Genomic DNA, 13262 nt, shown 5'->3' with positions numbered 1-13262 from the left:
CGATTGCGCCTGTCTGCCGTCGATGCTGTGCATTCGCCGATGCGCCACGCGCGTGAGAAGCGTGCCGGCCGCACATCGGTTTCGTCGTAACGCAGTGACTTCGCAATGAGTAGCAGTCAGCCGTTCGGACCGGCGTGTCTGGGCGGCTATTGATGTGCCGGTTCGTTTCGTGTGGTCTTGCACGCGGGGCGCGCATCGTCGATGTGCGCTTCACGCGCGGGATCATCCGCGGCGGACCCTTTAAGAGAGAGCATGGCTGGATTGCATCAGCCAGCATTGAGAGGCGCGCCGTGCGCGGTTGAAGTGGGATTCATCGGCGCCGGCATGCCTCGCGTGGCCATAACGACCTGAAGCAGACGGCTCGCCGGCAAGGACTCTGGGCTACTTCGCCGTATCGTTTTCGATGTAGACGGTACAGGGTGCGACGGCGATTCACTACAACAGGCAGTCGCCATTCGTTCGTCAGGTGCTGACGTATTGCGAATGCGATCTTGGACGAGGACGAATTTAAACTCATGAACGCCGATCGCCTAGCGGGATCTTTTCCCGACATTTCCGAGGCTTGGGCTGCGTTGCAGGCTCAGTTGCCGATCAAGCCGATTCACAGCGAAGAGGACTATCAGCAGATGCTGCAAGTCGCGAACTCGCTCGCCGAACGTCTGAACGGCACCGACAAGGACCCGCTCGTCGATCTGCATGCGATCGTGCGGGAGTTGATCCGCCACTGGGAAGCGCACAACGTGATGCTGCCGAAAGCGGAGCCGCGCGAGGTGCTGCGCCATCTGCTGGTCACGCACGGACTCAAGCAGAAGGACCTCGCCGGAATCGCGTCACCGACCGTCGTCAGCGACATTCTCGCGGGGCGGCGCGCGATCAGCAAAAAAGTCGCCAAGGCACTCGCGGTGCGTTTTCAGACCGACGTCAGCGCGTTTTTGTGAAAACGGCGCGGCGCCGGCCGTGGGCCGTGCGCTGCGTTGCAGGGCTGACCGGTGACCGCGGTTCGCGGAAGGTTCTGTCCCTACGCGCCAACGCGGGCGGCTCATGATCCAGCCGCCCGCGTTGGCGTTTGTACCTGCATGCATGCGCTTGCTTTCGCGCTTACCGCGGCGGCGCCGACTAAATTAAATGAATGCTCTGCGAAACAAAAGGCTGCGCCCCGATCGAGGCGCAGCTTTTTTCTACTCCACATTCAAGCTTGAAGTATTCACCGCATGAATAGCCGGCGAATCGCCGACCCGAAGACGTGTACGCAAACGCGTGGCCGTTTCCGTATCGATCTGGTCAGAACGCATTGCGGCTGACAAAGCCCTTGAAGATCGTAATGAACACGATCTTCATGTCGAACCAGAACGACCAGTTGTGGATATAGAAGAGATCGAACTTCACGCGCGCTTCCATCTTCTCGACCTTGGTGGTCGCGCCGCGATAGCCGTTGACCTGAGCCCAGCCTGTGATGCCGGGCTTGATACGGTAACGGTGCATATAGCCGTACACCTGGTCTTTATAGAGGTCGTCGTGTTCGATCGCATGCGGACGCGGACCCACCACCGACATCTGTCCGAGCAGCACGTTGAGAAACTGCGGCAGCTCGTCGAGGCTCGTGCGGCGCATGAAGCTGCCGAGCCTCGTCACGCGCTTGTCGTTGCGGGTGGCCTGCGTCAGCTGGCCGTGCGCTTCCTTGTGCACGGTCATCGAGCGGAACTTGTAGATCGCGAACGGCCGGCCGTCCACGCCCTTGCGGACCTGGCGGAAGAACACCGGCCCGGGCGAGGTGAGCTTGATACCGATCGCGAGCGCGAGGAACACCGGCGCGAGCATGAGCAGCGCGAGCGCCGCGAACAGGCGGTCGAACATCAGCTTGGGCCACATCTGCGGCGGCGAAAACGACGGCGCGCTCAGATTGAGTGTCGGCAATCCGGCGACGTCGACGAGCGCGTGATTGAACAGCGAGAGGCCGCGTACGTCGGGAATGAAGCGCAGGTTGACGAAGTCATGTCTGAACATGCGCGTGAAGCGATAGATCGTATGCTCTTCGGAAAGCGGCAACGCGAGCCATACTTCGCTCACGCGTTCGTCGCGCACCTTGTCGGCGAACAGGTTCAGATCGGTCAGCACCGGCAGGCGCTTCAGACGCGCGCAAGACGCGGCGGCGTGCTCGACGTTCGTGGCGAGGCTGGTGTCGATGCTGGTATCGAACACGCAGACCGGCTTGAAGCCCGCCTGCGGCGCATGTTCGAGATGCGCGAGCAGCATGCGCGCGAAGCCGGGAGTCCCGACGATCGCGACCGTGCGCGTGTTCATGCCGCGGCGGCGCACGCTATGCAGCACCACGTGCATGATGCAGCGGGTCGCGATGATCGAGGCGCCGGAAATCAGCGTCGCATAACCGAACCACAGGCGCGATACCGCGTCCATCCGATGCAGCGAAAACGCGAGCATGAGCGTGGTGGCGACCACCATGAACCAGGCGGCGGCGATTCTCCCGAGCACGGGAGTCAGCGCCTTGCCGCGCGATGTTTCATAGACGCCGAAGGCCGGAAACAGCAGCAGTACGAGTACGCAGCTGAAGGCGATCAGCAGACGCTCGGTATCGGGCAACGCGATCGGTGACGAAAAACGCATCCAGTGTGCGAGCAGGCCGCCGGCAATCACGAAGAGGGCGTCGAGGCATCGCGCGGTATTCCTGAACATAGATAACGATCCGGTAATCGAACGGTGCAACCCAGGTTCGATGTTTATTCCACGGTCTCGGCTTGACGCAGACGCGGCAGCAGACGATCGAATTCGCGCTTGACGAGCCCATAGCATTCGCAGGCGCGGGCCTCGAGACCCTTGCGGTCGAGTACCTTGATATGGCCGCGGCTATGGTGAATCAGGCCTTCGTCGTGCAGCTTGCCGGCCGCTTCGGTGATGCCCTCGCGGCGTACGCCGAGCATGTCGGCGATCAGTTGCTGCGTGACGGTCAGATCGTTCGAGGCGACGCGATCGACTTCGATCAGAAGCCACCGGCACAGCTGCTTGCTGAGCGCGTGATGGCGATTGCACGCGGCGGTCTGCGCGACCTGCGTGAGCAGCGCGTGCATATAGAGCAGCATCAGGCGGCGCAGAAAGTCGGAGCGCGCGAACTGCTGCTTGAGCGCCTGGGCGCTCATCCGGTAGGCGAAGCCCGCGCATTGCACCTGCACGCGGTTCGGCATCGTTTCGCCGCCGGTGAGCACCGGCACGCCGGTCATGCCTTCGCGGCCGACCGCGGCGATTTCGACGGAACTGCCGTCTTCCATCGTCGAGAGCATCGAGATGATGGCGGTGGTGGGGAAGTACACGTGATGGATGCGTTGACCCGAGTCGCACAGTAACTGCTCGGTGCGCAGGTGAACCAGTTCGAGATGGGGAGCTAGCGCCTGCCATTCGTGCGACGGCAACGCGCCCAGCAGATGGTTACCGTGCAAATCGGATTGAAGTGTCAACATGATCGGTCCTCGCATGAAAGTCGCGTCTCATGCGACTTTCTGTTTATTTGATCCGATTCCCACATCCCCGAAACATGCTGCCTGGCGAGCAGCGATGGATGCAGGATCGGCCCCGTATGTGGCCTTTGCGCCGCAGCCCTTCTTGTGGCTCTCGTTTGCGACGGCGCTTGTGTTGCGCTCACCTAATAGCGAGGACCGTGCCAACCTTAATGAAAGCTTATGCCGACGCGGTGCAACGAATCAGGACCTGTCTCCGCACGGGGGCAATGGATCGTTTTTGTTTCATTCATGTACACCCCCCTGGTTCGGAGGATGCATGGCATGAGAACTTTCAGTTTGGCTCAATCCCTTGATATGACTGGATTTCAGCGAATTGGCAGGGGGCTGCCCAGAGTGTCGCAAAATTGAACCTGGCGTCTCATGCACGTTTTAATGCTCGGTTGGTCTCGTGCAGGAAATGATTCAGAACTGTTAAATGCGGTACATCGGCGCGCGCGCGCGGAGCCCTTTTTGAAGGGGGAAAAGTTGCGCGGCAACCAACAGTGGTTTGATGGACCCAACACCTGGCTGCGCGTGAAGCCGGGTTTTACGCGGTTCGTGAAGGTGCGCCAGCACCGGATGACCACTCGCTCCGGACGATGGCGGATAACGCATGGACCCCGCACACTTCACTCCGAATGCGGGGTTTGTTTCATCAGTTTTAAAGTCTGCGTTCGATGCATCTGCAACCATTTCGCGGTTGGTTGCCGGTTACGCGACGGAGAGCCTCGCAACGATACGCGGATGACTCGGCGCGAGATGAAGCCAGAGACGAAGCCAGTCGCGCGCGGGGAGCGCGGGCGGGGCAATGATATGAACGAAGTGCCGCGCTTCGATGCCGCGAAAACCGCTCGAACCCAAAGAGTGAGACGCGGCACGGTCGTCATCGAGTTGCAACGTCAGAGGATATAAAGTGGGCTCCCCGCATGTGCGGCCATTCGCGTTTCGCGTGGCGCACGCGCGGCTTGCCGGCTAGTGCATATGCATCGATCCATTGCAAGGACGAAACATGGCTGCGGTATCCGGGTGTCGGCGAGTGTCGCGCGACTTGCGACTGGCGGCGATGTTCAGGGAATGGACGAAACGTAACGTCAACGAAACAACGCCAATGCCGTGGTCGAGATGGCTCGTGAGGCCGAGCGTGTCGAATGCCTGCGGGGTGTGGGGGAGGTGCGCAGTGTGCGGTGCGAGGCCGGCAGGTCAACGCACCAGCGCGGCAAGCGGCGGCAGCGTCTTTTCATAAGCGCTTTCGAGCACGTCGAAGCAGTCCTCGCATGCGTCGCGACGTCCACGCGCGATCGCGCGGACGAGCCGGAACTGCATCACCATCGCCTCCGACGCAATGCGCTGCGCCGCGGCCGGAATCGTCGGTGGAATCTCGAAGCCTTGCGCGAACAGCCATAGCAGATGCTTCGAGAGACACTCGAAGTTCGCGCCGAGCTGGCGCATCAGATTGAACGCATAGAGGTCGAGGTAGGCCTCGCCGCGTTCGAACAGCGTGTCGAGATGCGCGGGAAACGCGGCACGCCATTGCGAAATCGGGTTGATAAGCGGACGCCGCTCCAGATGCGCGCACAGCAGTTCCGCCGAGGCTTCCGCGAGATCGATGCCTTCGAGTGCCGGCCGCGTCTGTTTCGCGAACTCGACGTAGGGGAACAGCAGACCGGCTTGCTCCGCGAAATGCGGCAGCTTGCGGAACACGCCGTCGTAGTCCTCGCCTTCCAGCAGGTGATAGCCGGCGTTGTGGAAGTAACCGATGCGGCGCGCGGCGACGTCGACGAAGTCGATCCCGATCGTGGTCTTCGGATGCGGGCTGCGATGCGAGGACGCGCGCATATCGGGCAGGTAATGGCCGTCCACTTCGACGAGCACGGTATGGCCGCGCAACGTTTGCGCGAGCACGCGCGTTTCGAGCGAGTCGTAGATCGCGAGCTCACGCACCTGGGTGCCGTACAGACGTTCCAGATCGTCGAGCGGAAACTTGAAGCAGGTGAACTGATCGCCTTCGAAATCCTGCGTGACCGTAAACGCGAGGGCGGCGCGCGGCTCGAAGCCGAAGCCATGCAGCAGTTCGATCCATAGATCGGCGTAGCAGTTGGTCTCCTGCCACACACGTTCGCCCTGATGCAGCGCATGCGGCACATGCTGGCGCGATGGCGCGCCGCAGAGCGGCTGCGTGCCGGCGAGCCGAGGCGTGGGTAGGCCGCCGGGCCGTCGCGGCAGCGGCGAGGTCGCCAGCGCGCTGGCGAGCGCGGGGGTCAGCAGGGGATTCATGCGCGGTCTCCGGCCGCGGTGCGCGTCGCCGGCATCGTGGACATTGCGCGCGCTGCGCTCGCGTTCCATCGCAAGACGCGTATATCGCCGGGACATGCGTCGGCGTCGAGCCGATGATTCGAGATGCGGGTCGTCGGTGTGTTCATATGCGATGCGAAGCTGAGTGGAGCCGCGAGCGGCGCGTCGGCCTGCTTGCGATGAAGGCCGCATCGTGATGCCGCCCTTCGTTAGGCGGCATTTAAGAATGATCAAAGTCCAGCGTCAGTGCGATGCCGTACGGAAACGGGCGTTTCACGCACGTAACGTGTTGCCATAACGAGGGGCCGTCATGCCATGCCATGCCGTCGGGCGAGGCATGACATGTACTGTCCCGCTGAACCTGTTGACCGTCGAGGGCATGATGAACTGGAAAACGCTGGAATTCGATCAGCTGTCAGCACGTGAGTTATATGTTGTGCTGCGCGCGCGTAGCGCGGTGTTCGTCGTCGAGCAGTCGCATGTCTGTCTCGATGCGGACGGCCGCGACGAGCACGCGCTGCACGTCTTCGCAGCCGACGACATGACGCGGCCGATGCCGATCCTCGCTTATGCACGCGTGCATCCCGGCGATGCGGAAGATCCGGAGATCATGATCGACAAGGTACTGACGAGTCCGCTGCGGCGTGGTGACGGCACCGCCGAGCTGCTGATCGAGCGCGTGCTCGACGCGGTGGCCGAGCGCTGGCCCGGACGCGCCGCGCGCGTGAGCGCACCGGTCGGACTGCGCGGTTTTTACGAGCAGTTCGGTTTTCGCAAGACCGAAGGGCCGTACCTCGAACACGGCGTGCCGTTCATCGGACTCACGCGCCAGGTGCACGGCAGTCAGCTGCGCTTCGGTCAGCGACGACGCGCCCGCGACGGCGAATCGTTCGTCGATACGTTCGAGTTGTTGTGATGCCGCGCATGCGCGTGACGACGTTGGGCGCGCGGTTGGGTCTGCCGCCACGTTGATCGGTGGCGACTGAGCGTGCTCATGCGGGTGTACCTGTTACGGAGATGCATCGGAATCCGTATCAATGTAGCGCAATACTTTTATCGCCGGGTGACGTCTGTCATACCTGAAAGAGAACGCCTTGTGCCCGTGCTGCGTGTCGACTATCCCGGTATCGGCGATGCGTCCGGCAACGCGTGAGCGTGACAACCCGGGAACACAAAACCGGCCGCCCGCGCGGCATGCCGGCGAGCCGGGTGGTGGGTCGAGTGGCACGCCGCTCAATTCGCGCGCGCATCGGCCACGCCATTCGGCCTTTCAACTTCCTTCGATACCGGTCGCAACCACGCCGGCGTTCAGTGCAACCGCAGCGCCACCAGGTCGCGTCCCCTTTCGTGAAAATCAGACAATTTCATCCGGCAACGTGCGTATTCGCACTATGCAAACTTCGCAATGCAGGCACGCTTGAGAGGCCAGTTTGGCGTTGATCGACAACACGCGCGTTGCAGGTACGAAACAAATCATCAGAGGGATAACCCTGTCAGGAAGTGTCCCACTGGCGCATCCGTTTCGAAGCTAGCAACGTATCGTTAAAAAATGTGAAATGCATAAAAACGATTTGTATGGGCCATTCAATCAACAGGCTACGCGGGGTTAACACCGCTTCGGGGAGATAGAGGTCATGGAACAGGCAAACAAGGATCGCTCGCTGGTGAGCAAAGTGATGGACGGGCTCGTCACCGGCATCGTCGAGGAGAAGTACGGCGCGATACTGCCGCCGCAGGACGTGCTCTCGAAGGAGTTCGACGTGAGCCGCACCGTGATGCGCGAGGCGCTCTCGATGCTGCTCGCGCGCGACATGCTGGACGTGCGGCCGAAGATCGGCACGCGCATCCGACCCATGAGCGATTGGCGCATGATCGACGAGGACGTCGTGAACTGGCGTTTTCGCGCGAAGCCTGATCCGCTGTTTTTGCGCGACGTGATCGAGTTCCGCATTCTGATCGAGCCGCGCGCGGCGGCGCAGGCGGCCGCGCGCGGCGGTGCCGTCGACGTTGCGGCGATCCGCGAGGCGTTCGAGGCGTTTCGCCTGATTCGCCCCGGCGAGCCCGGTTATCAGGAAGCCGATGAGCTGTTCCACACGCGCATCGTGATCGCAAGCGGCAACCAGTTCTTCAAGCAGATGGCGGCGATCATTCGCGGTGCGCTGTCGACCGTCAATCCGATCATGCACGACAAGGACGATCTGGGCGAAACCGCGATCGCCTCGCATCGACGCGTGGTCGAGGCGATCGAGCGGCGCGATCCGAAAGAAGCGGAAATCGCCTCGCTCGCGATGATCGACTACACCGCCGAAGAGCTCAGCGGCCGGTTTTCGGCGGAGCCGTCGACGCGCGCGTGAGCGCAACGGCGCAGGCGAGGGCATCGCCGCGCGCGGCTGAGCGGTGTGCGCGGGAGCGTGCGGTAGACGGAGCGCATTTCGCGCACGGCAGGCATGGGCGACATGCGTTTCGTGCGCGACAATGACGGCTCTCCTGAACCGCACGGACCCTGAAGACACGATGACAGATGCAACGTTGGCAGCGCACGAGCCGATGCACGAAGCCACGCCCGCGGCGGACACGCCGCGCGTGATCAGCTGGGGAATCGTCGGCACCGGGCGCATTGCGCGCCGTTTCGCGCAGGGGCTCGGCTATGTGCCGCAGGCGCGGCTTGCCGCGCTGTGGTCGCGTCGCGCGGAACCGGCGCAGGCCTTCGCCGACGAATTCGGCGGCGCCGTCTACGCCAGTTTCGAGGCGCTGCTTGCGAGCGGCATCGACGCACTCTATATCGCGACGCATCAGGACAGCCACGCCGACTATGCGATCGCCGCGTTGCAGGCCGGTCTGCACGTGCTGTGCGAGAAGCCCGCCACGATCAACCGGCCGCAGCTCGAACGCGTGCTCGCGGTTGCGTATGCTTCGCAACGGCTCTTCATGGAAGCGATGAAGCCGCCGTTCTATCCACTCTACAGAAAGCTGCGCGAGCAGCTCGCGGCCGCGCCGATCGGCGAGGTCGGCTTCGTGCGCGCGGGCTGTTCGGTGCCGGGCGTGCCGGCCGATCATCCGTCGCTATCGTTCGAGCATGCAGGCGGCGCGCTGCTCGATATCGGCATCTACGAAATGTTTCTCGCGGTGGACTGGCTCGGCGCGCCACGCGGCGTGCAGACGTTTGGCCGGCTCGGTGCGAGCGGCGTCGATACGTTCGCGAGCCTCAACAGCGAGCACGAGCGCGGCATCGCGCAGCTGTTCTGCGGACTCGATCTGCACGGCAAGGGCGATGCGCTGCTGATGGCGCAGGGCGGCCATGTGACGCTGCACGAGCCGTGGTGGAATCCGTCGCGCGCGACGATCCGCTATGCCGATGGCCGCGTCGTCGAACTCGACGAGCCGTTCGAAGGCGGCGGGCTGAACTACGAGACTGTGCACTTCTGCGAGCTGATTCGCGCGGGACGGCTCGAAAGCCCGCTGATGCCGCACGCGACGTCGCTGCAGATGATCGCGATGGCCGATGCGGCGCGCGCGGCGCTCGGGGTGAAGTTCGCCGGGGAGTAAGGGGACGAACGAGGGGACGAACGAGTCGATGAATGGGCCGGCGTGCGAGCAGAAATACGAGCGGAAATCCGGGCCGGCCAGAGAGCCGCGGACCGCGCGGCGCTCAATGCCGCGTCGGCAGCGACAGACGCCGTTCGTACCAGCGCTGCGCCCATTCGAGCACCTGGCATAGCACCCAGTACACGGCCGCGGCGGCGAGATAAAGCGGCAGCGGCTGATAGGTCGACGCGATCATTTCCTGCGCGCTGCGCAGCAGTTCGGTCACGGTGATAACGGACACGAGCGAGGTGTCCTTGATGAGGCTGATCAGGCTGTTCGACAGACTCGGCACGGCGATGCGCAGTGCCTGCGGCGCGATCACGTAGCGCAGCGTCTGACGGCGCGACAGCCCGAGGCTATACGAGGCGAGCCATTGGCCCTGGTGGATGCCGAGAATCGCGCCGCGCATGCTTTCCGACAGATACGCGGCGACGTTCGCCGACAAGGCGATCACGCCGGCCGGGGTCGGATCGAGCGAGATGCCGAAGCTCGGCAGCCCGTAATAAATCACGAAGATCTGCACGAGCAGCGGCGTGCCGCGCATCACGCTCACATAGATGCGTGCGATCCAGTTCAGCGGCCGGCTGTGGCTGATGCCCATCAGCGCGAGCACGGCACCGCCGATCAGGCCGAAGATCATCGACAGGATCGCGAACTTGATCGTCAGCAAGGCGCCCTGCGCGAGCACGGGCAGCGATTGGATCAGCAGGGAAGTGATGGACATGGGCGGTGTTCTTGGGGATGCGCAAAGCGCACATCATAAACTTTGGCGGGCGTGACGGCGCGGCTTGCGCGGTGCGGCTCGGGGTATACGCGACGCGCGGATCGGGTCCCGCACCGCGCTCGCCGCAAAAACGCGAAGGGCGGCATCGCCAACGATGCCGCCCTTCGTTTCACCATTTACGACGCGCGTGTTACTGGATCGGCTTGCTGACGTCGATGCCGAACCACTTGTCCGAGATCTTCGTGAAGGTGCCGTCCGCTTCGAGCTGGGTCATCGCGTCCTCGATCGCCTTGGCGAACTTCGGGTTGCCCTTTCTGAACGGAATGCCCGACGGGGGGGCGGTGCCGACGTTCGCGCCGGTGCGCAGCGGCAGTTGCGAGTTCTTCAGCAGGTACGCGAGCATCAGACGGTCGTTCAAGGCCGCGTCGAGCCGGTCGGCGGCCAGATCGCGCAGATACTCGGGCGCGCCCGGGTAGGTCTTCACGTCGATGCCCGGCACCGACTTCGCCATGTCCATGTAGTTCGTGCCGAGACCGACGCCGAGCTTCTTGCCCTTCAGGTCGTCGAGCGACTTGAACTGGCGCGTGTCGTCCTTGCGCTGGATCAGCTGCGCGGCCGAATACGTGTAGGCCGGCGAGAAGTCGAGCGCTTGCTTGCGCGCATCGGTGATGCCGACCTGGTTGACGATCACGTCGAACTTGCCCGCCTGCAGACCGGCGATGATGCCGCTCCACTCGGTCGTGATGAACTCCGGCTTCAGGCCGAGCTTCGCGGCGACGGCCCTGGCGATGTCGACGTCATAGCCGACCAGCTCGCCCGACGGCGCTTTCGAGTTGAACGGCGGGAAGGTGCCTTCGAGGCCGATGCGCAGCGTGCCGCGCTGCTTGACCTGGTCGAGCAGGTCTTCCGCGTGCGCGGTGACGGCGGTCAACGACGTGCCGATCAAGGCGGCAACCAGCAGTTTTTTCAACAGGCCAAATTTCATTGGGTTCCTTTTTGTTCGTTTGGCATTGTGACGGCGGTGAGCATAACAAACAAAACTATCGAAGCAAAAATATCGTTTGTTTATGTCTATATTCCGGGGCGGCGCGCCGGCTGATTTCAGCGCAACGCCTGTGCGCATTCGGCGACGAGCGCCGGCCCCCGATAGATAAAACCGGTATAGAGCTGCACGAGCGACGCGCCGGCCGCGAGCTTCGCGTGCGCGTCCTCGCCCGAGAAAATGCCGCCGACGCCGATGATCGGCACCGTCTCGCCGACCTCGGCGCGCAGTTTGCGAATCACCTCGTTCGACGCGTCGAACACCGGCTTGCCCGACAGGCCGCCGGCTTCGTCGCCGTGCTGCAGGCCGGCGACCGCGGTGCGCGAGAGCGTCGTATTGGTCGCGATCACGCCTTCGAACCGGTGGCGCAGCAGGGTGCCGGCGATCGACTTGATCTGCTCGTCGTCGAGGTCCGGCGCGATTTTCAGCGCGAGCGGCACGAGCTTGCCGTGCAGGTCGGCGAGACGCTGCTGCTTGTCCTTGAGCGCGGCGAGCAGCGCGTCGAGTTCGTCGGCGCCTTGCAGCTGGCGCAGGTTCTTCGTATTCGGCGAGGAGATGTTGACCGTCACGTAGCTCGCGAACGGATATACGCGTTCGAGGCAGTAGAGATAGTCTTCGGCGGCGCGCTCGATCGGCGTGTCGGCGTTCTTGCCGATGTTCAGCCCGAGGATGCCGCGATAGCGCGCGGCCTGCACGTTCTGCACGAACTGGTCGACGCCGGCGTTGTTGAAGCCCATCCGGTTGATCACCGCGTTCGCTTGCGGCAGCCGGAATATGCGCGGGCGCGGATTGCCCGGCTGCGCGCGCGGCGTCACGGTGCCGATCTCGATGAAGCCGAAGCCGAGCGCGGCGAGGCCGTCGATGCACGCGCCGTCCTTGTCGAGCCCCGCCGCGAGTCCGACCGGGTTGCGGAACGTGAGGCCCATCACGGTGCGCGGCGCGTCCGGCACGCGCGGCGCGAGCGCGCTGGCGAGGCCGGTGCGGCCGATGGCGCCGAGCATGCGCAAGGTCAGATGATGGGCGTCTTCCGCGTCCATGCGAAAGAGCCGGGCGCGAACAAGCGGGTAAAGGGAGCTGAGCACGGGACGAGGCAGCCGGACGGCCGGAAAATGGGAACCCGTTATTTTACCGGCTTTGGGCTTCGATGAGACCGATTGGGGGCGTGATCGGGGCGTAGGAAGGCGCCGGAGCGTGGTGGACGCGGCATGCACATGGGCCGCGCCGGCGAGCGGGGCCGGCGTCGACAACGCGGTTTGCCTGCTCCGGGCCGTTGCTGTCAGGGAGCCGCTACGGCCGCAGCGGTCCGCGCCGGCCGTGCATCGCGAGATCGACCGGCGGCAGGTCGACACTGGTTGGATCGAGCACCCGCCAGGCGCCGTCGAGCAAACCTTCGAGCGGCCGGAAATTCGCCTTGTAGGCCATTTTCGGGCTCTCGCGAATCCAGTAGCCGAGGTACACGTAGGGCAGGTTCAGGCTGCGCGCCTGCTCGATCTGCCAGCAGATGTTGTAGGTGCCGAAGCTCGCGTGCGGCAGGCCGGGCTCGAAGAACGTGTACACCGACGAGAGCCCGTCGCCGAGAATGTCGATCATGCTGATCATGCGCAGCGTGCCCGGTGCGCCGGGGTGCTCCGGCGACGGTTCGCGAAATTCGACGAGCCGCGAGTTGATCCGGCTTTGCAGCAGGAACTGCTCGTACTGGTCGCGGCTGTCGCGGTCCATGCCGCCGCCCGCGTGGCGCGCCGACTGGTAGCGCATGTAGAGCGTGTAGTGCTCCTCGTCGTAGTGCAGCGGTGCGACGGTGGCGACCAGCTCGCCATGCTTTTTCCACACGCGGCGCTGCGTGCGGTTCGGCTGGAAACGCTCGACCGGCACGCGCACCGGCACGCAGGCGCGGCAGCCGTCGCAATAGGGGCGATAGGTGAAGACGCCCGAGCGCCGGAAGCCCGCTTTCACGAGTTCCGTATAGACGTCCGAATTGATGAGGTGACTGGGGGTGGCGACCTGCGAGCGGGCGATGCGGCCGTCCAGATAACTGCAGGGATAGGGCGCCGTTGCATAAAATTGCAGCGCTGAAAGCGGGGAAAGAGGCAGCTCGTTGGGATGAGTCACG

11 protein-coding genes are annotated in these 13262 nt (G+C 63.6%); 4 read left to right on the top strand and 7 right to left on the bottom strand.

Going from position 1 to position 13262, the window contains the following annotated elements; genetic code table 11:
• The first annotated feature begins 515 nt into the window (after positions 1-515).
• Positions 516-938: a transcriptional regulator gene (locus F3J19_RS05690; RefSeq protein WP_167038636.1), complete on the top strand. Its 423-nt coding sequence runs from the start codon at positions 516-518 to the stop codon at positions 936-938.
• Positions 939-1281: 343 nt separating this feature from the next.
• Here F3J19_RS05690 and F3J19_RS05685 read toward each other — a convergent pair whose 3' ends face one another.
• The 3 genes from F3J19_RS05685 to F3J19_RS05675 form a co-directional block, all read right to left on the bottom strand.
• Positions 1282-2691, bottom strand: a complete 1410-nt coding sequence (locus F3J19_RS05685; RefSeq protein WP_167038634.1) for an undecaprenyl-phosphate glucose phosphotransferase — start codon at positions 2689-2691, stop codon at positions 1282-1284.
• A gap of 44 nt (positions 2692-2735) precedes the next feature.
• On the bottom strand, positions 2736-3470 hold the full coding sequence (locus F3J19_RS05680; RefSeq protein WP_064269966.1) for a Crp/Fnr family transcriptional regulator: 735 nt from the start codon (positions 3468-3470) through the stop codon (positions 2736-2738).
• Between the two features lie 1239 nt (positions 3471-4709).
• The gene (locus F3J19_RS05675) at positions 4710-5783 is read right to left on the bottom strand and encodes a DUF1839 family protein (RefSeq protein ID WP_167038632.1); all 1074 of its coding nucleotides are present in this window, start codon (positions 5781-5783) and stop codon (positions 4710-4712) included.
• Positions 5784-6183: 400 nt separating this feature from the next.
• On the opposite strand from F3J19_RS05675, the gene F3J19_RS05670 reads away from it, so the two are divergent.
• The 3 genes from F3J19_RS05670 to F3J19_RS05660 all read left to right on the top strand — a co-directional run bounded on the left by F3J19_RS05670 (position 6184) and on the right by F3J19_RS05660 (position 9347).
• Complete coding sequence (locus F3J19_RS05670) at positions 6184-6717, top strand: GNAT family N-acetyltransferase (protein ID WP_167038700.1); 534 nt, start codon at positions 6184-6186, stop codon at positions 6715-6717.
• Positions 6718-7435: 718 nt separating this feature from the next.
• Positions 7436-8155, top strand: a complete 720-nt coding sequence (locus tag F3J19_RS05665; RefSeq protein ID WP_167038630.1) for an FCD domain-containing protein — start codon at positions 7436-7438, stop codon at positions 8153-8155.
• A gap of 193 nt (positions 8156-8348) precedes the next feature.
• Positions 8349-9347: a Gfo/Idh/MocA family oxidoreductase gene (locus F3J19_RS05660; RefSeq protein WP_167038698.1), complete on the top strand. Its 999-nt coding sequence runs from the start codon at positions 8349-8351 to the stop codon at positions 9345-9347.
• Positions 9348-9450: 103 nt separating this feature from the next.
• On the opposite strand, the gene F3J19_RS05655 is transcribed toward F3J19_RS05660, so the two are convergent.
• The 4 genes from F3J19_RS05655 to F3J19_RS05640 form a co-directional block, all read right to left on the bottom strand.
• On the bottom strand, positions 9451-10110 hold the full coding sequence (locus F3J19_RS05655) for an amino acid ABC transporter permease (RefSeq protein WP_167038628.1): 660 nt from the start codon (positions 10108-10110) through the stop codon (positions 9451-9453).
• 190 nt (positions 10111-10300) lie between these two features.
• Complete coding sequence (locus F3J19_RS05650; protein WP_167038626.1) at positions 10301-11095, bottom strand: cystine ABC transporter substrate-binding protein; 795 nt, start codon at positions 11093-11095, stop codon at positions 10301-10303.
• Between the two features lie 116 nt (positions 11096-11211).
• Positions 11212-12234, bottom strand: coding sequence for a quinone-dependent dihydroorotate dehydrogenase (locus F3J19_RS05645; protein ID WP_167038624.1), 1023 nt, complete (start codon positions 12232-12234; stop codon positions 11212-11214).
• Between the two features lie 205 nt (positions 12235-12439).
• Positions 12440-13261, bottom strand: a complete 822-nt coding sequence (locus F3J19_RS05640; RefSeq protein WP_167038622.1) for an arginyltransferase — start codon at positions 13259-13261, stop codon at positions 12440-12442.
• Between the last annotated feature and the right edge of the window lies 1 nt (position 13262).

This window comes from Burkholderia sp. Ax-1724 (assembly GCF_011752995.1).
Taxonomy (GTDB): Bacteria; Pseudomonadota; Gammaproteobacteria; order Burkholderiales; family Burkholderiaceae; genus Paraburkholderia.
The sequence above is the reverse complement of the archived record's forward strand: the minus strand, read 5'-3'. Positions and strand labels throughout refer to the sequence as shown.